General features: G+C 32.7%; 22 protein-coding genes. 6 read left to right on the forward strand and 16 right to left on the reverse strand.

Annotated elements, in window-relative coordinates; all coding sequences use genetic code 11:
* Positions 1-696 precede the first annotated feature (696 nt).
* Both ACTB1H_RS00820 and ACTB1H_RS00825 read left to right on the forward strand, forming a co-directional pair.
* Entirely contained in the window at positions 697-2,511 is a 1,815-nt protein-coding gene (locus tag ACTB1H_RS00820) for a heme NO-binding domain-containing protein (RefSeq protein ID WP_463260932.1), read from the forward strand.
* Between the two features lie 92 nt (positions 2,512-2,603).
* On the forward strand, positions 2,604-3,842 hold the full coding sequence (locus ACTB1H_RS00825) for a metal-dependent hydrolase family protein (RefSeq protein WP_463260933.1): 1,239 nt from the start codon (positions 2,604-2,606) through the stop codon (positions 3,840-3,842).
* Positions 3,843-3,864: 22 nt separating this feature from the next.
* On the opposite strand, the gene ACTB1H_RS00830 is transcribed toward ACTB1H_RS00825, so the two are convergent.
* From ACTB1H_RS00830 to ACTB1H_RS00855, 6 genes are all read right to left on the reverse strand, one after another.
* Positions 3,865-4,869 carry a proline racemase family protein gene (locus tag ACTB1H_RS00830; RefSeq protein WP_463260934.1) on the reverse strand — a complete coding sequence of 335 codons (1,005 nt, stop codon included), beginning with the start codon at positions 4,867-4,869 and terminating at the stop codon, positions 3,865-3,867.
* A 14-nt stretch (positions 4,870-4,883) separates the two neighbouring features.
* Complete coding sequence (gene prdB / locus ACTB1H_RS00835; RefSeq protein ID WP_463260935.1) at positions 4,884-5,609, reverse strand: D-proline reductase (dithiol) protein PrdB; 726 nt, start codon at positions 5,607-5,609, stop codon at positions 4,884-4,886.
* Positions 5,606-5,830 carry a CBO2463/CBO2479 domain-containing protein gene (locus tag ACTB1H_RS00840; RefSeq protein WP_463260936.1) on the reverse strand — a complete coding sequence of 75 codons (225 nt, stop codon included), beginning with the start codon at positions 5,828-5,830 and terminating at the stop codon, positions 5,606-5,608. Before ACTB1H_RS00840 ends, prdB begins: the two co-directional genes overlap by 4 nt.
* Positions 5,817-7,694 (reverse strand): D-proline reductase (dithiol) proprotein PrdA, encoded by a 1,878-nt coding sequence (prdA, locus tag ACTB1H_RS00845; protein ID WP_463260937.1) that lies wholly within the window; start codon positions 7,692-7,694, stop codon positions 5,817-5,819. Before prdA ends, ACTB1H_RS00840 begins: the two co-directional genes overlap by 14 nt.
* Positions 7,695-7,705: 11 nt before the next feature.
* Positions 7,706-8,992, reverse strand: coding sequence for a proline reductase-associated electron transfer protein PrdC (prdC, locus tag ACTB1H_RS00850; RefSeq protein WP_463260938.1), 1,287 nt, complete (start codon positions 8,990-8,992; stop codon positions 7,706-7,708).
* A 121-nt stretch (positions 8,993-9,113) separates the two neighbouring features.
* The gene (locus ACTB1H_RS00855; protein ID WP_463260939.1) at positions 9,114-10,487 is read right to left on the reverse strand and encodes a sigma 54-interacting transcriptional regulator; all 1,374 of its coding nucleotides are present in this window, start codon (positions 10,485-10,487) and stop codon (positions 9,114-9,116) included.
* Positions 10,488-10,707: 220 nt separating this feature from the next.
* Here ACTB1H_RS00855 and ACTB1H_RS00860 point away from each other — a divergent pair, with 220 nt between their 5' ends.
* From ACTB1H_RS00860 to ACTB1H_RS00875, 4 genes are read left to right on the forward strand one after another with little or no spacing between them, the layout of a single operon-like run.
* Positions 10,708-10,836, forward strand: coding sequence for a hypothetical protein (locus tag ACTB1H_RS00860; protein WP_463260940.1), 129 nt, complete (start codon positions 10,708-10,710; stop codon positions 10,834-10,836).
* A complete protein-coding gene (locus ACTB1H_RS00865) occupies positions 10,833-11,966 on the forward strand; it encodes a double-cubane-cluster-containing anaerobic reductase (protein WP_463260941.1) in 1,134 nt (377 codons plus the stop codon). Before ACTB1H_RS00860 ends, ACTB1H_RS00865 begins: the two co-directional genes overlap by 4 nt.
* Positions 11,967-12,188: a DUF3343 domain-containing protein gene (locus ACTB1H_RS00870; RefSeq protein ID WP_463260942.1), complete on the forward strand. Its 222-nt coding sequence runs from the start codon at positions 11,967-11,969 to the stop codon at positions 12,186-12,188.
* 8 nt (positions 12,189-12,196) lie between these two features.
* On the forward strand, positions 12,197-12,961 hold the full coding sequence (locus ACTB1H_RS00875) for an acyl-CoA dehydratase activase (protein WP_463260943.1): 765 nt from the start codon (positions 12,197-12,199) through the stop codon (positions 12,959-12,961).
* Here ACTB1H_RS00875 and ACTB1H_RS00880 read toward each other — a convergent pair.
* The 10 genes from ACTB1H_RS00880 to surE all read right to left on the reverse strand — a co-directional run bounded on the left by ACTB1H_RS00880 (position 12,926) and on the right by surE (position 20,528).
* Positions 12,926-14,317, reverse strand: coding sequence for an ATP-binding protein (locus tag ACTB1H_RS00880; protein WP_463260944.1), 1,392 nt, complete (start codon positions 14,315-14,317; stop codon positions 12,926-12,928). The two genes, ACTB1H_RS00875 and ACTB1H_RS00880, sit on opposite strands and share 36 nt — an antisense overlap.
* Positions 14,307-14,993 (reverse strand): response regulator transcription factor, encoded by a 687-nt coding sequence (locus ACTB1H_RS00885; RefSeq protein WP_463260945.1) that lies wholly within the window; start codon positions 14,991-14,993, stop codon positions 14,307-14,309. Before ACTB1H_RS00885 ends, ACTB1H_RS00880 begins: the two co-directional genes overlap by 11 nt.
* A gap of 50 nt (positions 14,994-15,043) precedes the next feature.
* Positions 15,044-15,346, reverse strand: a complete 303-nt coding sequence (locus ACTB1H_RS00890; protein WP_463260946.1) for a hypothetical protein — start codon at positions 15,344-15,346, stop codon at positions 15,044-15,046.
* Between the two features lie 12 nt (positions 15,347-15,358).
* The gene (locus ACTB1H_RS00895) at positions 15,359-15,529 is read right to left on the reverse strand and encodes an SHOCT domain-containing protein (protein WP_463260947.1); all 171 of its coding nucleotides are present in this window, start codon (positions 15,527-15,529) and stop codon (positions 15,359-15,361) included.
* Between the two features lie 97 nt (positions 15,530-15,626).
* A complete protein-coding gene (nox, locus tag ACTB1H_RS00900; protein WP_463260948.1) occupies positions 15,627-16,961 on the reverse strand; it encodes a H2O-forming NADH oxidase in 1,335 nt (444 codons plus the stop codon).
* An 82-nt stretch (positions 16,962-17,043) separates the two neighbouring features.
* Positions 17,044-17,859 (reverse strand): metallophosphoesterase, encoded by an 816-nt coding sequence (locus ACTB1H_RS00905; RefSeq protein ID WP_463260949.1) that lies wholly within the window; start codon positions 17,857-17,859, stop codon positions 17,044-17,046.
* 203 nt (positions 17,860-18,062) lie between these two features.
* On the reverse strand, positions 18,063-18,581 hold the full coding sequence (locus tag ACTB1H_RS00910; RefSeq protein ID WP_463260950.1) for a transposase: 519 nt from the start codon (positions 18,579-18,581) through the stop codon (positions 18,063-18,065).
* Positions 18,582-18,659: 78 nt separating this feature from the next.
* Positions 18,660-19,139, reverse strand: a complete 480-nt coding sequence (gene rlmH, locus ACTB1H_RS00915) for a 23S rRNA (pseudouridine(1915)-N(3))-methyltransferase RlmH (RefSeq protein WP_463260951.1) — start codon at positions 19,137-19,139, stop codon at positions 18,660-18,662.
* Between the two features lie 37 nt (positions 19,140-19,176).
* Positions 19,177-19,698 carry a thiol peroxidase gene (tpx, locus tag ACTB1H_RS00920; RefSeq protein WP_463260952.1) on the reverse strand — a complete coding sequence of 174 codons (522 nt, stop codon included), beginning with the start codon at positions 19,696-19,698 and terminating at the stop codon, positions 19,177-19,179.
* Positions 19,699-19,769: 71 nt separating this feature from the next.
* Complete coding sequence (surE, locus tag ACTB1H_RS00925; protein ID WP_463260953.1) at positions 19,770-20,528, reverse strand: 5'/3'-nucleotidase SurE; 759 nt, start codon at positions 20,526-20,528, stop codon at positions 19,770-19,772.
* Position 20,529 lies beyond the last annotated feature (1 nt).

Genomic DNA, 20,529 nt, shown 5'->3' on the forward strand with positions numbered 1-20,529 from the left:
TAATTAATTAATTGTTTAATTGCAAAATCTATTGAATTTTTAATTTTAGCTGTGGATAACTCTATATATTTTTAATTTTGTATTCTGCAACTATCTATTCAAATTTGCTGTACATGATTCTACTTATGCGAGTTGTTAAATCTATGAATATAGTATATCACAAAAATGGATAAAATATTCCATATAAATCTACTTATCCATTGAATCAGTATTTTTTTGGTGATTTCTCAACAAGAATCATAAAAAAATAGCATCAAAAATGTTGTTTAAACACATTCTATAATCACCCTCTGACTGGAATATATAACATGATTTTCAAAATAATTTACTAGGTAGTATATTTTTAGTTACTTTTTATAAAATAAGTTTTTAAATTCTTCAAAATCGACATATTTTATACGTCGTCCTTGTTCAGTATCTATCATATCTATGAAAATAAATATTTCTTTCTCATCGTTTTTGTTCTCTACATTAAATATGATATTATTTTCATTTTTCTCATAGCAATCTCCCTTATCTATAAAGAATAAGTTATATTTTTGTTTATTAATTATTTAATTAACACAATTTTTGTTCTATTTCAAGTTTGATAATTAGTAAAAATATAACAAATTAAATTATCATATTTAATTTTTCTTAAATATGCCGATAAGCTTAGGTAGATAAAAATAAACTTCCATTTAGAGGATGGTGCATATGAAAGGTACAGTAGTTAATATATGGTTTAATACTATCGAGAAAATAATGGGCAAGGAAAAAAGAAATGAAGTAATGAGAAAAAATGGCTGGAATCCAGATAAGCTAATAACTCCTTTAGAAGAAATTGAGGATCAAAAGATTCTTAGCCTAATGAATGCATTTGCAAAAGAAAACAACATGACTTCAAATGAGATGTGGAGAATTTTAGGTCAAAATAACATCAATTCCTTTTATAACTGGTTCCCTTCTTATTTTGAAAAGAATTCAGCCAAAAGTTTCTTAGCACTTATGGACAAAGTACATACTCAGTTGACTAAAATGATACCCGGTGCTAAGCCCCCTAGACTGATTCCTGAAGATATTGATGACAATACCTTGATAATTACTTACAAATCAAAAAGAGGGTTAATTGATTATTTCCTTGGTCTGATAGAAGGAACAGGAGAATTTTTCAACGAAAAAATTGAATCCGAAATAATTGAAAAAGAAGTTGATAGCGATGGTGTTCATACAGTAAGAGTAAAAATACATTTTGAAAAAGGTGACAAGAAACATAAAACCTATAAAGCTTCAAAATTGCTTTCTTTATCTTTTATAAAATATGCACCTCTTAAGATTGCTATCTACCCAACTATCTTAAGTTTCGCTCTTATTGCAATTTTAAATGGGTTTACAGACTATATCCTATTGATAGGAGCTCCTTTAATAGTTCTTATCTCCACAATGCTTGTTTCAAAAACAATCATAAAGCCTACATTGGATTTGCCTGAAGAGATTAAAAAACTCGGAGAAATTCATTTAGATGAGGATTTGATTGTACACACTAATGACTACAATGAAATGCTTTTTAATTCTGTAAATGAATCAAAAAATAGATTGAGAGAAGAAATAACATATTTTAAAGGTGGAATGGATGATTTATATTCATTCATAGAAAAATTTTCTAAAGTAGCAGATAATTTAGGAGATGTTTCCGATTCAATCTCTAAAGCTGTCCAAGAAGTTGCAGATGGTGCTGTACATCAAGCAAACGAGGCTGAAAACTCTGTAAGCATTTTGTCAGATAATATCGAAATGATTGATAAAATAAGCAAAATGCAATTAGATGGTAAAGAAAGTTTAGGAAAAGCTGTCGAGCAAATAGAAACTTCCTTCAATAATCTTGAAAGAGTTTCATCAAACTTAGAAGATGTTAAAAACAATTTTTCATATGTAAACAATCAAGGTCAGGAACTCAGCAAAAAAATCAAAAGTACTATAGAAATAGTAAATACAGTTGAGAGTATAGCAGAGCAAACAAATCTCTTAGCTTTGAATGCCTCAATAGAAGCTGCTAGGGCAGGAGAAATGGGCAGAGGGTTTAGTGTTGTCGCTGAAGAAATTAGAAAATTAGCAGAAAACTCAAAAGAAGCTGTAAATACTATTAATTCAAGCTTAAATGAATTCACAAAGAGTGTAAACAGCATGGTTGGACAGATTAACGACCAGTTTTTACAACTAGAATCAGGTACTCAGACTGTAGCAGATGTGGTTAAAGATAGCAAATTAGCTTCAAATATGATAAACGATGTAAAAGATATGATATCCGAAATATCTGAAAGACTTATAGCAGAAACTAAAAAAATAGATAAAGTATTTGAAAACATAAATAACCTAGCTGCAATCACTGAAGAAAATAGTGCTACATCAGAAGAAATGAGTGCTAATGTTACTAATTTCTCTTCTGAAATCATAAAATTAACCGAAAATATACAAGAACTAGAAAAAGTTATATTATTCCTAAAAAAAGAACTCAGCAGATATACTCTATAAGAAAAGCCAATGGCTTTTCTTTTTATTTGTTGAAAGTACAAGCTTTTTAATATACTATAAGAATGTGACTATCTTATAATGGAGGTAAATATATGGGAAAATTTGCTTTTAAAGGTGGTTTGTTGATAGATGGTAGCGGGAAAAATCCACTAGAAAATTCTCTAGTTCTTGTTGAAGATAAAAAAATTATCTATGCTGGCAAACTGATAGAATTTGCTGATGATTACGAGATCATAGACATAGATAATAAGGTTATCATGCCAGGGCTTATAGATTCTCATCTACATTTTAGTGGAAATCTCTCCGACAACGACAGTGAATGGGTATTGGAGCCAGTTGAACAAAAGGCTGTGGTTGCAGTAAGTCAGGCTAGAGAAGCTCTATTTCATGGATTGACTTCAGTAGGCGAAATATCCCGTTTTGGAATACATATCAGAAATATGATCGAACAGGGGATAATTGAGGGACCTAGGGTTGTAGCAACAGGCCTCGGTTTTTGCAGAACTGCAGGTCATGGAGATAGTCATAGATTGCCCTTAGAATACAACAATATTTCTCACCCTTGGGCAGAAAGAGTTGATGGACCATGGGAATTGAGGAAGGCTGTTAGAAATAGACTTAGAGAGAATCCTGATGCCATAAAAATCTGGTCTACAGGTGGAGGTATTTGGAGATACGATGCTAAAGCTTATACACACTATACAATGGAAGAAATCCAAGCAGTAGTTGATGAGTGCAAAATGGTTAACATTCCAGTATGGTCTCATGCTGAAGGATATGAGGGAGCATTGTTTTCTGTAAAAGCAGGTGTAGATGTAATTATCCACGGTCAAGAGTTAAACGAGGAATGCTTAGAGATAATGAAAGATAAGGATATAACTTTCTGTCCCACACTTCAATTTTTCTATGAATGGTTTAGTGTTTATGAACCTCCATATAGAAAGATACTAGATAACTATCCAGGAAATACAACTGCAGAAAAGGAATTAAACCGCATAATCGATAATTTAAGAAATGCCAAAGAAAAAGGAATTAGGATAACTATAGGCTCTGACTCATTTTGCTCTAGTCTGACTCCATACGGAAAATATGCAATAACTGAAATGTACGCCCTAAAAAATGCAGGACTCAGCGAAATGGAAGTAATAGTGGCAGCTACTAAGAATGGAGCTGAAATGCTCAGAATCGATGATATAACAGGCACTTTAGAAGCAGATAAATTTGCCGATTTACTGGTCTTAGATAAAAATCCATTAGATGATATCAAAAACTTAAATTCTGACAACATGAAGATGATAATGAAAGAAGGAAAATTTATAAAAAGAAATTAGGCTAGGGATAACCCTAGCCTTTCTAAAAATCTATGCCATATTCAAATATATCTCCATCTTCTAAAACTAGATTATTATAAGCGGTTATATATGCTCTTCCTGTAATCTCCGGTATTATTCCCCTATAATTCCCAATCTTAACTTCCTTAATGGCATTCCCTGTGATAGTGCTTCCTAGAACACTCATAGATCTAATACTCTCATTTAACATTATTTCATTTTTCTCATACATCAAAGCTAGCTTTGCAGATGTTCCAGTTCCACAAGGGGATCTGTCGAACTGGTCTTTGCCAAATATTACGATGTTCTTAAAACCTTTAAGGCCATCCCTTAGAGGTTCATAAAACTCAACCAAATCTACAGAGTTTATGTTTGGTAAAAGTGGATGAATTACCTTAAAATTAGCATTAACATAATCTCTTATTTTTAACCCTAAATCCCTAAACTTATATAAATTTGTTTTATTTATTTCGAGACCAAATACATTCGCTGGTACCATAGCAAAGAAATTGCCACCAAAACATATGTCTATTTTAAAGCTTAAAAAATCATCTAAATCAACATCTAAATCTGATTCATAAACAAATGAAGCCACATTAAAAAAACTTATGTCTTCTACTTTGTTATTGTTTACTCTAGCATTTACATCTACAAGTCCTGCTGGGGTGTCTATCTTAAAGTTTGTTACGGGCGACTCCTTTTCTATAAGCCCAATCTCAAGTGCAACCTTTGATGCCCCGATTGTTCCATGTCCACACATATTTAAGTAGCCACCATTATCCATAAAAATGACTCCTAGAGAAGCTTCTTTATGAGTAGGCGTAGTAATTATCGCACCAAACATATTTTCATGTCCTCTTGGCTCTCTCATCAAAAACTTTCTTAAATCATCTAAATTGTTGCTTAAATATGTTCTTTTTTCAGCCATATTTTCTCCTAAAATAGGAGGAAATCCGCCAACTACAACTCTTGTAGGCTCTCCTGCAGTATGGGAATCCACTGTTAATATATTTCTCTTAATTTCCATTTTATCGCCCTTTCTTAAACTTTAGCTATATATTCATAATCTAATGGTACTATCGTCGCTGGAGTAGTTATTTCTACTAAAGCTTTTAGAGTGTCTTTTAATATTCCCATTTGCATATCTACATTGTTTGGTTCTCCCACATTTGCACCCATAGGAACTCTAGGTGCAACTACTCTTGGCGCACCATTTTGTTTAGCTACTGGCGGCAATGCTGCAATTAATATTGTCGGTATACCTATTTTTTCAATAGCTCTCTGCAAAATCACGGCAGAGCGATGGCAAGTGCCTCACCCTGCAGTGAGTACAACTGCGTCGACTTTTATCTCTTTTAATTTTTCTGCAATTTCTGGTCCAGTAACCTCTGTAAAAGCTTCGATATCTCCTCCACCACCCATGGTGCTAAAATTGAGCTCAGATACTTCTTTGATAAATCCGTCATTTGCTAATTCTTTAAGTCTGTCTATTGGAAACATACAGTTTATATCTTTATTGACATCTGCATTGTCATATCCTCCATGACTTACCATTAAGTCATTTCCTATAGCCTCTCTTGGTATAACTCTGTAACTTGTATCCCCTGCTAAATTAAATCTTTTATCAGTTTTCAAATGCACTCCAGCACCCGTTACTAAAGCCACCTTCATTTCATTTAATGGTTTTGTGACGGGTGTCCATACTATTTCAGGTGTTATAGGGACATAAATTTCTGATTTTAAGTTCTTTACTACTGTTAATTTCATATCATATTCCCCTCACTTCTTTTTTGTATAACTTCCGGGTAACTCAACATAAAAGTAACTTCATCTCCCAATTTTATTTCTTCGTCTGTTATGATCATTCTTCTAGAAAGGTTTAGTCTTCCTAATCTTCCATTCATCTCTATGACCACAGCCATGTCAGTGATATCTGTAATTACTCCACTGTATAATCTAGGTTGCAAATCGTATTTAATTTCTTTCATAGTCATCTTCTCTTTCGTAAATTTCTAATCTTTTTTTGCTTTTCTTTAAAATCGTCTCATTAGGAGATAACTCTATTTTCTTGCCCGTTGCTTCTTCAATGAGCCTGATATTCGATAGTTTTACATCTTTAGTGTATTTTCTTTCAGCTGGTTGAATTCTTTCTCCAGCCATCTTTGCCTTCAACATATATATGGCTCTAATAGCATCTTCTTTGGTCAAACAGTTGTTTTCCAATATCTCATTTTCAATCCCTTGACTAGATTTATTCAAGTCAATCAATGCATCCATATATTTATTTCCTACTACAAGCTGACCTTGTACTCCGGCAAAAGTCATTCCAACAACCTCGATACCTCGTTTACCGATCTGTTCGATATGACTTGCAAAGTCGATATGATTGTTTCCAAAGCCTTCTGTAGTGACAATTGCCCCATCCACATTCATAGCTTCTACAGTATTTCCCAAAAGTTTTGACACATAAAATTTCTCGCTATTTATTTGAGGTGATCCTACTAATACAACGGCATTTAAGTCTATCTCTTCGTCGTTTAACATTTCTAATACTAGAGGTTCTCTAAAATAGTGTCTTGAAGTCTCTTTTGATGCAGGTCCTATGCAAGTTAGCGCATGAATGCAACCATCCAAAATTTGCAGTGGCGTAACTACTACTGGGACATTTCCTAAATCTACATTTGCTTTAGCTCCGTCAATGCCGACAGGTTCATATGGCATGATCAAATTGTCATGCATCGCACCTTGTCCCATTATTTCTTTTACAATGATGGCTTTCTTCCTTCCATATCTTTTCTTGTGTAAAAATGTCTCTTCTTTATACACTAAATCTTTATCTGCCTTCTTCAAGGCGCTTCTGATTTCTTTGGTGATGACCTCTGTTGCTTTATGTGCTGCCAATGGTCCTGGCCTTTCCATATTCTTCTCTTTCTCGATAATAACTCTTGTCTTTATGAGAATATCTCCATAGTCAGGAGAACCTGCTCTGTTAAACATTATATTTCTGTCCATTTCACCCTCAGATGATCCAAATTCCGATATTTGAAAACCTCTCTCGTCAATGCCGGTTACCACCATGCACACTCCGTCTAGAACCCTTGTAATTCCCTCCCCAAGTTCTCCTTCTTCTTTAACTGCAATAGGTTGAACATCCATTATAGTATCACTGTATTTTGAGTAATCACTGCTTTTTATAATATCTAATGAAACATCGATTATAAGTGGATCAACTGATTTCGCCTCTTCTATAAGTCCTTTTCTCAAAGTTAAAGTACTTCCTTCAATTTTAGTTTCTTCCCCAAGAACTACTTCATCAATTTTTATGTGTTTTCGTGTTAACTTTCCTAATACCTTTTCTTCTTCAATTTCATTTTCGCCTTGAAATTTCTCTTCTTTTTGATTATATAATGGCAATTCTTGTGCATTTTGATTTAAAGTAAATAGTGGAAATTCAAGCTCGATGTCTTTTCCTTCACCAATTTTTATCTTAACGCTGGGTATATTACTTTGTAGATTTGCTGTGATATTACTTAGTTTATTCTCTACATAAAGTTCTTTTTCTTCCTGTTTGTATTCTTCTTTCCTTAAATCATTGTCTCTTTTTATTCCCTCAACATAACTTTCCGTCAAAGCTGTAAGTGCATCAGCTGTCTTTTTTAATTTAAGTCCCAATACCTCGCCAATTTTTAGAGCATTTTCAGGAATATTGAGTAAATTTGAATCGATTAAATCAGGTATTATCTCTGGGTCTTCAAGCATTGAAGGTTCAATAGTCTTTCCTTCTTCAAATCTACAACAAGTAACAGCATAATCATCCTTGTGTAGAAGCGCTTTTTCTAAATCGATTGACATCTATATCACTCCTATAATTTTATTCTTCTGATCAGTCTATGCCCATATGCTCTTAAAATATGGTCTGTGCTGTGATAAACTCCAACTCCTAACCTAGGAGCTACCTCCATTATGGTATTCGTTCAGTGTTGACAGCTGCCAACTAAGAGTGCTTGGGCACCTTGTTTTTTTAAATTCAATACTGATTCTGCTTGTCCAGGACAAACTCCTGGAAGATTGCATCTAAGCCTGTTGTTACCTATATCTTCCATTCTCTTGCAATTAATGCTTGCAACTACATCTGCATTCATTCCTTCTGCAATTTCCTTTAGCCTTTCAATGCTTGCACCACATTCGCACCCCAATAATCCAAGTTTTCTCTTTTCAGTTGGAAAAGGCATGCTTACAGATATCCCTCCAGTGACCTTTGTCACAGGATAAGAAAAATCAGCTTTTTTCCCAGTAAAAGCTCCTCCTGCAACTATTTCTCCAAATGGATCTATCACACATTTTGACTTATCAATCATATCTTTAAAACTTGTACCTATTGGAACATCTAAATATACTTTCCCACGAGGGCTATCAATCACCCTTCCACCAACTGTTAAATCCTTGTCTATGACGGGTTTTCTCTCGTCTATACACATGGCGATGTTTTTAAGCGTTTCAACATTTAAAACAACAGCCCCTGCTTTTAATGGGAGTTCTCCAGGTTTTAACTCAACATTTAAAAGTTCTCTTACTAAAACTCTTTCATCTCCAGATGGATAGAGATCTTGTACATATTTTATTGAAATATTCTCGCTCCCAATTGCATTGTTTAATGCTTTAACTGCCTCTGTGTGTTTTTCTTTTATCGCGATTATAGCTTTTTTTACATTTAAGGCTTGCATAGCTAAACTTATGCCGCGAATTATTAAATCTGGATACTTGGTCATAAGTTCTATGTTATGATGTAAATTTGGCTCACACTCGCTAGCATTTGCAATTAAAATTCCATCTACAAGTTCAGATTTAAGCTTTATGTAAGTTGGAAAACCAGCGCCTCCAGCACCAACAATTCCTGCATCTTCAATCATCTCAATCAATGAATCGCTTTTTTCTAATTTTATGAAATCGTCCTTATCTATATCACTAGCTTCAATGATAATGGAAATTTCATTCACATCTGCCACGACTCCACTTGCACTTGAATGTATATTTGCACCAAGTCCGTTTGGAATTGCTATGAGTTGACCTCGTTTTACATATTCTCCTTTAGATACAATAGGTTTTGCTATTGCACCAGCGCCTTGGCTTAGCAGTATATTAAATATCATTTTGCACCTCCTATCATTGTTAATTATATGTCATTATATGTGCAATTTTTGTGCCATAGAGATAATTACCTCTTTTCATAGAATATGCTCAATAAAAAAAGTCTAATATTTGACATTAATGTCAAAAATTAGACACATCTATTTTGTATGTATTTATTTTATAGTGTAGAGTTGAACGAGGAATCCCCAATATCTTTGCAGCTTTTGCTATGTTTCCGTCTGTGTTTTTCAATGTATTCACTATCATTGATTTTTCATACTCACAAAGAGCATCTCTCAAAGTCTTTTTATCGTTGTCATAATATATTTCTGTGTTTTTAAGTATGTATTCAGGCAAATCCTCTCTTCTTATGACATCTGAAGAAGAAAGTATTACAATTTGTTCAGCTGCATTTTTTAATTCTCTTATATTTCCTTTCCAGCTGTATTTTGTCAAAATCTTGACAGTTTCTTTATCTAATTTAAATTTTGCACCTTTTTTCCCTTTAGCTGCTTCTTTTAAAAACTGTTCAAGTAAGGGGATGATATCCTCTTTTCTTTCTCTTAAAGGCGGTAATTTAATTCTTATAACATTTAATCTATAATATAAGTCTTCTCTAAATTTGCCTTCCTCAACTAGTTTTTCTAAACATTTATTTGTGGCAGCTATTATCCTCGTATTTATATCTATGTACTTCTCTGCCCCAACCCTTTTTATCTGTTTATCCTCTAGTGCTCTCAACAGTTTAGATTGCATAAATAAAGGTAAATCAGCTATTTCATCGAGAAATAATGTGCCATCCTTTGCCATTTCAAAAAATCCTTTTTTACCTGAGATGTTAGCTCCTGTAAAAGCACCTTTGTCATAACCAAAGAATTCACTCTCAAATAAGTCATTGGGTATTGCACTGCAATTTACAGGGATAAAGCTCCCCTTTACTTTGCTTTGTTCGTGGATTGCCCTTGCAAACACTTCTTTCCCTGTACCACTTTCGCCAGTTATTAAAATGCTTGCAGTAGTTGGTGCTGCTCTTTTAGCTATCTCTATCATGGTTTGCATTTTTTTGTTTTTACTTTGAATTGAATTCCAAGATCCTGTCAACCTCATTATCTCTTCTTCTAAGAATTCAGCTCTTTCTTTTATCTTCTCAAGTTCTTCATTTATGCTTCTTATGTCAGATATGTCTTTTTCAGTGCTTATTACTCCTTTAAACTCGCTGTCAATGATTATAGGCGCGGCATTTATTATTATGTGACTTCCTTCCCTTGGAGAATGATAGACATCTCTATATATCTTCTTGTTCTTGGCAACTTCTATTGCTATGGCATTCGAAAAAAAACTATCGATTCTTTTCCCGACAATTTCCTTTCTATCGATATTATAGAGTTCTTCTGCATACTTATTCCAATACTTTACTATGCAATTTTTGTCAGTTATGCAAATAGCTTCTTGGAGATTATTCAACAGCGAATCAACAATTTTTATCATATTCTCTTCATCTTCATAAGAATACATAATATCCACCTTTATATTTATATTTGTGTTTATTTATATTATATCACAATATGGATTTAAATATAATTAGACCTATAATAAGCTATATTCCTGCTTATCTATTAAATTTATTCATTAATATATTTAATGTTTTATTTAGTGTAATTGATTTTTTAAATAATCATATAATTATAAATTCATCAATGTTATAATTTTATCAAAAAGAAAAGGAGTGAAAGCAATGGGAGATTATACAAAGATGTGGGAAAGTTTAAATATTGATTTGGAAAAACACGATATATTATGTGAAGCTTTGCCTGTTCAGTTTACAGATACATATTTGACTCAAAAAACAGACCTGAGGCTATGAATTACTTTAATTTTGTAGTAGCAGAAATTCATGGAGCAAGAATATTGGAATTGGAAAATCACAAGAAAAATGGCGGTAAAGTTGTAGGAACTTTCTGCGTTTTTGTACCAGATGAAATAATATTAGCTACAAATGCTATCAGTGTAGGTCTTTGTTCTGGGAGCCAATTTTGGATTGAAGATGGGGAAAAGGTTTTGCCAAGAAATATATGCCCACTTGTAAAAGCATTTACTGGGGCAAAGGTTAGTCAAACCTGCCCATATTTCCAATCGTGCGATATGATAGTTGGAGAAACCACATGTGATGCCAAGAAAAAGGCATGGGAAATAATGAATGACTATATGCCTGTCCATGTCATGGAACTACCTCAGATGAAACGTGATAAAAATATAGAACAGTGGAAAGATGAAATTAAATTATTTATTGATAAGATGGAGGAATTGACTGGAAATAAAGTCACTGTTGAAAATTTAAAAAAATCTATTGATTTAATGAAAAGGAAAAGAAGAGCTTTAAAACATCTTTATGATTTAAGAAAAAATACTCCATCTCCAATAAGTGGGCTCGACGCTCTTTTAGTTAGTCAAGTAGCTTTTTCTGATGATCCTGAGAGGTTTATTGAGAAAACCGAAGAATTATGTGCGGAATTGGAAAAAAGAGTAGAAAGTCTGAAACCTAGCGGCAAAAAGAGAATAATGGTAACAGGAACTCCAATGGCTCTTCCAAACTGGAAATTGCATAAAATAGTTGAAAGCTTAGATGCTGAGATAGTAGTAGAAGAAACTTGCACTGGTACAAGGTATTTTGAAAATGAAGTTTCAACAGATGGAAATACTGTCGACGATCTAATTGACAATTTAGCTATAAGGTATATGGATATAAACTGTGCTTGTTTTACACCAAATGAAGGCAGAGTTGAAGATATATTAAAATATGCAGATGAGTACAATGTAGATGGTGTGATATATTATAATCTATCGTTCTGCCACACATATTCAATAGAACATGAAAGAGTTTCAAAAGTGCTAAAGGAAAAAAATATACCTTTGCTTAAAATTGAAACTGACTATTCTGAAGAAGATGAAGGTCAAATAAAAACTAGGGTAGAGGCATTTTTGGAGATGATTTAATTGACAAGGCATTATATTTTATTTCCAAATTCAAATCAAGGAATTAAATTGACCAATTGTTTGAAAAAAGAAAATATCTCATTCGTAATATCTCCAACGCCAAGGAAACTATCGACTTGTTGCGGGATATCAGTAATCTATGACAAAGAAAACGAGGACAAAATAAAGCGAATCATTGAACAAGAAAATATTGAAATAAATGGATTTTTTACATTAGATTGATTAAAGGGATGATTGCGTTGAACTATATAGGAATAGACATAGGCTCCACAGCCTCAAAAGTGACAGTATTTGATGATGAAAGAATAAGATTTAATCTGCTTATGCCAACAGGCTGGAATAGTGTAGAAACATCAAAAAAAATTAAATCTAGCCTTATTGAAAATGGCATTGATTTAGAACATTCAAAAATAATTGCCACTGGTTACGGGAGAGTCGCTGTGCCATATGCAGACAAAACTATCACCGAAATCACTTGCCATGCTAAAGGTGCGTATTATTTAGCTAAAGAAGATTTGACAGTGATTGACATAGGTGGACAAGACACAAAGATAATTACAGTTCAAAATGGAAATGTCTCAAATTTCACTATGAATGATAAATGTGCTGCAGGAACAGGGAGATTTATCGAGCTTATGGCTAATACCTTGAATTTGACAATTGAGGATCTTTCAAAGTTAGCACTAGAAGGAGAAGATATCAAAATAAACAGCATGTGCACCGTTTTTGCAGAATCGGAAGTAATAAGCCTTATAGCGAACGGAACAAAAAGAGAAGATATAGCAAGAGGAGTATTAAATTCCATCATCAATAGAATCAAAGGAATGTTGAGTAAACACGGGCTTATAGGCACTATATACCTGACAGGTGGTCTATGTGAATTAAACCCATTTGTTGAATTGCTTTCAAAAGAACTAGGCGAAGAAGTAAAAACATCTCCAATGGCCAGATTTGCTGGCTCAATTGGAGGTGCTTTGCTCGCTAAAAATATTTAATGGCAATTTTACAGTAAATATGCTCCCATTCCCTACTTTAGAGTAGACTTTAATTTCGCCGCCTAGTTTTTTTACATTTTCACTTACTACATATAGCCCTATGCCTTCTCCGTATTCTATTTCGTCTTGACCCCTGTAGTAAGCATTCCATATCTTATCAATATCTTCTTCTTTTATTCCCTTTCCTTCATCTTTTACTTCTAATACGAACTCATCTTTTTCTATTTTATATGATATGCTCACTTTCTTGTTTGATTCAGTGTATTTGTAGGCATTTGTCAATAGATTGTACAGAATCTGAGTGAATTTGTATTTGTCTGTCCTAATGGTCATTTTTTCATCAGTATCGATCTTTATTTGAATTTTTTTGTTGTCAAATTGATTTTTCAAGCCATTTACTATTTGCTTTATAAGTTTATCGATTTCAATATCTTCTAAGTTTAAATCATTAGTTTCCGTTTCATCTTCAATTATTCTATTTAAATTCCCTATTATAAAAGTCAAGCTTTCAACTTGGTTTTTCAATATCTCTATTTCTTCTTTACTCGTTTCAATAATTCCATCTTCAATAGCTTCAAAATGAGATCCTAAAACTGTAAGGGGAGTTCTCGTTTCATGGATTAACTGATCTAATAGCTCTTTTTTAGCCTTTTGTTTCAATTTCAGCTTGATTGACAAGTCTTCAAGGCTGTTTCTTAAACTATTTATCTCTTTTATCTTAGTGTCTTTTGCTTTTATAACTTTCCCTTGTTGTATCTCTGTCGCTAAATATGATGTTTGCCTTAAGTCAGCGCTTATTTTTCGACTTGTAATTAGTGCAATCAAAGCTGATATGCACATGGCTATGCCTATTGATATTAAGCTATTTATAAAAAGAGTACTTCTAAACATATTGGCAATTATCGAACTGTCATAACTTACTAGCCTTGTCACATATAAGGTTCCAAGAAGCTCTCCGCCGCTTTCTATTTCAACTTGCTCGGTAAATGTTTCAGAAGAGCCTTTCCCCATACCCATCCTAAAACTCATATGTCCTCTCATAAATCCGCTTTGAGCTTCCAATTTGTTTTCAACATCAGCTAGCAATATGTTGCTTTCATCGAATACTCTAACTCTTACTATTGGATCTAATAGGTGGGTTTCCAGCTCCGCTTCTAATTTGTCAGTGCTTAGATTGTCTGTTTCCAATACATTTGTAAGGTAAGATATGATCTGGCTTAGATGGTTTTCATAAGATTTATCTAAGTAATTCAAAAAATATCTATCCGTTAGTGAAGCTAAAATAGAGGAGTTGATGACAACAGTTATTAAACATACTCCTAAAAGAAGTATCAGCAACAATTTTCTAATACTCATCATTTTCTCCTCCAAATATATATCCAGCGCCATATTTTGTGATTAAGTATTTAGGATTGTTTGGATCATCCTCAATTTTTTTCCTAATTCTTCTAATGTAGCTGTCGATGTTTCTGTCAAATCCATCATATTCACTGCCAAAACTCAGAGAAATAATCTGTTCTCTGCTCAATATTAAACCTTTGTTTTCCATAAAAGTCTTAAGTAGATTGAATTCTGTGGTTGTCAAATCTATATCTTTGTCATTTTTAGTCAACTTCATGCTTTTTAAGTGTAGTTTCAACTCTTTGTACTCAATACAGCTGTCTGCAGCTTCATTGTAAACTCTTTTAAATATCGCTTTTACTCTTCTTACTAGTTCTCTAGGGCTAAATGGTTTAACAACATAGTCATCTGCCCCCAAGTCAAAGCCCTTTAGCCTATCAACTTCTAATTCCCTTGCTGTCAGCATAATTACAGGTGTATTTGAAAATTTTCTTATTTCTTCTAAGATTTGAAATCCATCAATAAAAGGCAGCATTATATCTAAAATGATAAGATGAAAGGATTCATTGGCTATATAATCTAATGCACTAAGCCCATCATAGGCGCAGTTTACTTCATAGCCTTCTTTTTCAAGATATTTAGTGACAATATCACTTATGTCCTTTTGATCCTCAACAACTAATATTTTCACGATTTCACCTTCATCTTATCATTTGATTTTATATTACCCCAAAATGCACATTATTTATCTCTTAATGCTTTTTTCTTAGCTAAATACTCTTCATCCGATATCTCGCCATTGATATATTTTTGATTTAGCATTTGATCAAATTCATTTGATTCAAATTTTCTTTTATTGCTCTTTTTGATTAACAGCACTACCAAAACCACTATTGCAACGAATACCACAAAGGACATGATTGCCATAAATATCATTGCAGGATGGAAAAAGTCAAAACCTCGGTTCACTCCATCTTCAAAATACCTGTATCCATTGCCATAAAAAAATCTATCACATCCATTGTATCCTCTAAAATGCATCAATTTCTACACCTCCTAGCTTTCAATGTTTTTCTTCATCCTTAGATATGTTTCTTCATCAATTTCGCCATTTATATACTTTTCTTTCAACTTTTTAAGCGATTCGTCTTCTTTGTTGTGAAAATCAAGTTGTCCATTCTTGTACAGTACATAAAGTATAATAATCAATAATAATATCACTAGCATTTTTATTCCCTCCTTTTGACTCTATTATGCCATATAAATGTTATTAAATTATGACAAAAAAAGAAATCTCAAAAATTCTTGAGATTCCTCTGAATAATTATTTCGCATTCAAAGCAGCCATTGTAATGTAATTGTATGGCTTGTTGAAATGTGGCAAGAAAAATATGTCTGCTAATTTTAATTTGTCTATCGTTACTTTTTCTTGTATAGCTAAGCTAAAGAAATGTATGCCCATTGATATATCGTATTTAGAAGCCATTTGCGCTCCTAAAACTCTTCGACTGTCCTTATCGTATACTATCCTTATCTTTACCTTTTCATTGTTTTCAGTGATAAACTCAGGCTTTTGCAAATCTTCGTAGTCTGTTGCAAGAGCATCAAATCCCAATGCTTTAGCTTTAGTCAACCTTAGACCTGTTGAAACCATTTTGAAATCAAATATATTTATTCCATTTGAGCCTTGTACACCGACACTTTCGAGTTCAACTCCCGAAGCATTGTATCCAGCTATTATCCCGCTTCTTACAGCATTTGTTGCTAGGGCTATATAATTAGGTCCATCAATTGCATTGTCATAAACTGTTGCGCAGTCGCCTATTGCATAAACATCTTTTATGCTAGTTTCTTGCTTTTTATTTACCAAGAATGCTCCGTTTCTAAATAGTTCCAAATCATCTTTTCCCAAAGTATTGTTTGGTCTAAATCCAATACAAAGTACGACCATGTCAGTAGGTATCTCTGATTTGTCTGTGATGACCTTCTCTACTTTTCCATCGCCTTGTATTTCAACTAGCTTTTCTTCAAAGTGTAGATCTATGCCATGATTTTTTAAATTCTCATCCATAAGTTTTGTGAATTCATAATCATAATAACTACTTAAACTAGTTGGTGCTACATCAATCAGTGCAACTTCTTTTCCATTTCTTTTAAAAGCCTCTGCTAATTCAACTCCGATGTATCCTGCTCCCACAACTGTTACATGTTTGATTTCATCTTTGTTTAATTTTTCGATAACTTCTTGTGCGTTTTGGTAGAGTTTTACTAATTGAACATTTTCTAAGTCAGTTCCTTTTACATTTGGAACTATTGGCAGAGACCCTGTTGCCAATATAAGCTTGTCATAATCTGTTTCAATGCTTTCTCCATTTTTGTTTTTTGCATAGATTTTTTTATTTTTAAAATCAATTTTTTCCACTTCTGTTTCCATATTTATCTTTGCGCCTTTTTTCTCAAGGCCTTCTTTTGTAGCATAAAATAATCCTTCAGGACCTGATATTTGATGCCCTATCCAAAGTGCCATACCACATCCTAAAAAACTTATATTTGAATTTCTATCAAAAACTTCAACTTGATTATCTTTATTTAAATCTAAAAGTGTGTTAATTGCAGCTGTTCCTGCATGATTTGCTCCTACTACTACTATTTTGCTCATTCCTAAAACCCCCTTTTTTTCTCACATAAATAAAATACACCATATTATATTTATAGTCAATATATTTTTGTAATTATTACATTTATATAGTTTTCTTTAATTCTATAACTGGCAAATGGATTCTATTGTTTATTCTAAATGGTATTACGCTTCTCCCAAGTCCACGGCTCACTACCATTACACCACCATTCTCTGCTTTGTATATTCCTGAAGTGTATTTAGGGAAAAACCCTTGATTTGGTGCAATTAGACCTCTTTTTAAAAAAGGAATTCTAAATTGACCTCCATGGGCATGGCCTGATAGAACCAATGTAGGTTTAACTGAATTTCTTTCCGAAAAATACTCATCAATCTTTTCAGGTCTATGGGCTAGCATTATAATTGGCATATCTTTTATTTTTTCTATATCTTCTATATTCTCTTTTTTATATATAGAGTTATCTCTTAATCCTATGATGCCTATTGAATAGCCGTCTTTAGATGATATTTCGTATTCATCTTCTAGTAATATTATATTGCTCTTTTTCAACATTTCCTTATATTCATCAAGATAATCGTTTCTCGACTCATGATTTCCTAAAACAGCATAAACCTTAGCTATCTTTGGTAATTCTTCAAGCAATATCTCTAAATTGCTATAATCTAAGTTTGAGCCACTGCTAATTATATCTCCAGTTAAAGCTATTATATCTGGCTTTTCTATTTTTAATATATCAATTAATTTTTCTATTTCTATCTCATTATGTGGTATATGCAGATCAGAAACATGAACTATTTTAAATCCATCTAATGAGGATGGCAAGTTCTCTACTTGAATTTTTATCTTATCTACATCTACCCATTTATTTTGAGCAAATAAATAAATGCCTATTAATATTAGCAATAAAAATGTCTTCACTTTTTTTAACCTCAATCCATTAATGTATTTCATAAAATACCCATAAATATATAATATTTATCATTTGCCATTTCAATGAATCATGCATGTTTAAACTGGCGACCACCGGTTTTTCATACGGGCGACCAGAGGTCGCCCTACAGGCCAGGTGATAGCAGGTCGCCCCTACAACGTGGTAATTCGTCCATATAATCATTATCCATTTAATATTTATCATTTTTCCATTCCAATGGGTTTGTTTCTATATAATTCCATATTTTCTGGTATTCTTGTTCATCTCTGATTATATGGTCATAAAATGATTTTTGCCATAATGACAATCCAGTCTGTTTGGAAACAGAACCTTTAAACTGCTGCATAATTCGAGATATTGTAGGGGCGGTCTTTGACTGCCCATTAACATTATTTAATATAATGATCATATGTATGTGATTAGGCATAATAACATATTTGTCAATTTCAACATTTTCATAAATAGAATTAATTTTATTTATTTCTGATTCAATGATTTGTCCAATGTTTGATAATGGCGGTTTTTCATAATGGCTTTCAAACTGGCGGTCAAAGACCGCCCCTACATCCCTAAATATATATTTTTTGTCCTTGCTGCATATAGTTATAAAATAATATCCGGCTTTAGAATAATCATGATTTTTTAACCTTATGTTTTTTCTTCGTGGTAATTCATCCATGTAATCACCATCCATTTTAATATTTATCATTTTTCAATTCGCGGGTTTTTAAACTGGTGGTCAAAGACAGCCCCTACAGGTGGTAATTCATCCATATAATCACATATGTTATTTATGATATGGTTCGTTGTTCATTATCTTAAAAGCTCTGTAAATCTGCTCTATCAAAATCAATCTCATTAGCTGATGAGGAAAAGTAAATTTTGAAAATGAAAGTTTTAAATTACTTCTTTCTAACACTTCATTAGAAAGCCCTATGCTTCCTCCTATAATGAAATTAATCGTTGAATGGCCATCTAACATAAGCTTTGAAATTTCTTCAGAAAACTTTAAAGAATCCATGCTTTTACCTTCTATGGCTAAACTTATACAATAATCTCTAGGTTTTATATATGAGAGAATTTTATTTCCTTCAATCTGTTTTATGATATCCATTTCTCTTTGAGACAAGTTTTCTTTTGCTTTTTCATCTTGAATTTCTATCACATTTACTTTAGCAAATTTTGATAGCCTTTTTATGTATTCATCTATGCCATCTTGTAAGTATTTTTCTTTTAATTTTCCTACTGCAATGATATTTATATCCATGTTGCCTCCTAAAAAAGAAGCCTTCCAAATGGAAGGCCTATAATAGTCCTTTTGCTACTTCAATTGGTTTATCATAATCAGGATGATTTGTCACTTCTTTTACATATTCTACATATCTAACGGTATTGTCTCTATCTAATACTATGACTCCTCTAGCTAAGAGTCTGTTTTCTTCCATGACAAAACCATATTTTAGCCCAAAATCCAAATCTTTGTAGTCTGACAGTGTCAAAACTTTGTCTATATCATGAGCAGAACAGAATCTTTTTTGTGCAAATGGCAAATCTACAGATATCGTAAGCACTATTACATCGTCTAATTTTGCTGCTTCCTCATTGAATCTAATTGTTTGTAATTCACATACACCTGTATCCAATGAAGGTACTACTGATATTATTTTTACTTTATCTCCTGCATCTTTGAGTGAATAGGGTGTTAAATCTCCCTTTAAAACAGTAAAATCAGGTGCTTTATCTCCAACTTTTATCTCTTTACCCAATAGGGTTACTGGTTTTTGTCCAAAAGTTACTACTCCTTCTCTTCTTTCAATGTTGTCCATTGTACCAATCACTCCTTTATTTATTTTCGGTTAATTGATACCCAAGTTTTAATTTTATATTCATTTCAATTTTAAATTGAATTCTCAAGCCAATCCTCTAAGTGTTTTATTGCTTCAAAATTTGTAAAGTCATATTTTAAAGGTGTCAATGTTGGATATCCATGGTGCAAGTAATATCTATCTGTCCCAATTGATTTTTCAGTATCTTCTCTACCTATTGCTTTGTAAATTATCTCACCATTTCCATTATTGTGAGAGCTATAAAAATCATAAATAGGTCCCCCAATTTTACATATTTTAATTTCTGCTAAATCTTCTTTTAGTTTAAAAGGGGTATTTAAGTTCAAAACCATAGGCTTAAATGAAAATTTTTCTATTTTTTCTACCAAATTCACTGCATAATCAGCAGCTAAATCATAATTTACTTTCCCATCAAACCACTCAGCTGATACTGCAACACTTGGTATTCCAAACAAATTTGCCTCTATAGCTGCTGAAACTGTTCCCGAATACAATATGTCAGTTCCAGTGTTAGCTCCCATATTTATTCCTGATATAACTAAATCTATATTCTCTTTTTTGAAAAGTTGAACTCCAATCCTTACGCAATCTGCTGGCGATCCTGAAATACTATATGATTTAGCATTTAAACCATCCAATTTTACTTCCTTTATGACCAATGGATTCAAAAATGTAATGGAATGACTTTGCCCACTCCTTTCAATATCTGGTGCAACAATCATTATCTCATGATTTTTTTCTAATCTCTTAGCCATTGTATAGATGCCTTTTGCAAATATACCATCGTCATTTGTTAACAATATTTTCATC

It is taken from the genome of Soehngenia sp. (assembly GCF_055108775.1).

What these genes read in the sequence shown, in the direction of transcription:
- ACTB1H_RS00855 (WP_463260939.1), bottom strand. Translation starts at nt 10,487, where the DNA reads ATGTATTCTTATGAAGATGAAGAGAATATGATAAAAATTGTTGATTCG.
- nox (WP_463260948.1), bottom strand. Translation starts at nt 16,961, where the DNA reads ATGAGCAAAATAGTAGTAGTAGGAGCAAATCATGCAGGAACAGCTGCA.
- prdA (WP_463260937.1), bottom strand. Translation starts at nt 7,694, where the DNA reads ATGTCAATCGATTTAGAAAAAGCGCTTCTACACAAGGATGATTATGCT.
- ACTB1H_RS00830 (WP_463260934.1), bottom strand. Translation starts at nt 4,869, where the DNA reads ATGGAAATTAAGAGAAATATATTAACAGTGGATTCCCATACTGCAGGA.
- ACTB1H_RS00860 (WP_463260940.1), top strand. Translation starts at nt 10,708, where the DNA reads ATGGGAGATTATACAAAGATGTGGGAAAGTTTAAATATTGATTTGGAA.
- tpx (WP_463260952.1), bottom strand. Translation starts at nt 19,698, where the DNA reads ATGGACAACATTGAAAGAAGAGAAGGAGTAGTAACTTTTGGACAAAAA.
- ACTB1H_RS00840 (WP_463260936.1), bottom strand. Translation starts at nt 5,830, where the DNA reads ATGAAAGAAATTAAATACGATTTGCAACCTAGATTATACAGTGGAGTA.
- rlmH (WP_463260951.1), bottom strand. Translation starts at nt 19,139, where the DNA reads ATGGATATAAATATCATTGCAGTAGGAAAATTAAAAGAAAAATACTTA.
- ACTB1H_RS00820 (WP_463260932.1), top strand. Translation starts at nt 697, where the DNA reads ATGAAAGGTACAGTAGTTAATATATGGTTTAATACTATCGAGAAAATA.
- ACTB1H_RS00865 (WP_463260941.1), top strand. Translation starts at nt 10,833, where the DNA reads ATGAATTACTTTAATTTTGTAGTAGCAGAAATTCATGGAGCAAGAATA.
- ACTB1H_RS00910 (WP_463260950.1), bottom strand. Translation starts at nt 18,581, where the DNA reads ATGATAAATATTAAAATGGATGGTGATTACATGGATGAATTACCACGA.
- ACTB1H_RS00875 (WP_463260943.1), top strand. Translation starts at nt 12,197, where the DNA reads ATGATTGCGTTGAACTATATAGGAATAGACATAGGCTCCACAGCCTCA.
- surE (WP_463260953.1), bottom strand. Translation starts at nt 20,528, where the DNA reads ATGAAAATATTGTTAACAAATGACGATGGTATATTTGCAAAAGGCATC.
- ACTB1H_RS00880 (WP_463260944.1), bottom strand. Translation starts at nt 14,317, where the DNA reads ATGAGTATTAGAAAATTGTTGCTGATACTTCTTTTAGGAGTATGTTTA.
- ACTB1H_RS00895 (WP_463260947.1), bottom strand. Translation starts at nt 15,529, where the DNA reads ATGCTAGTGATATTATTATTGATTATTATACTTTATGTACTGTACAAG.
- ACTB1H_RS00825 (WP_463260933.1), top strand. Translation starts at nt 2,604, where the DNA reads ATGGGAAAATTTGCTTTTAAAGGTGGTTTGTTGATAGATGGTAGCGGG.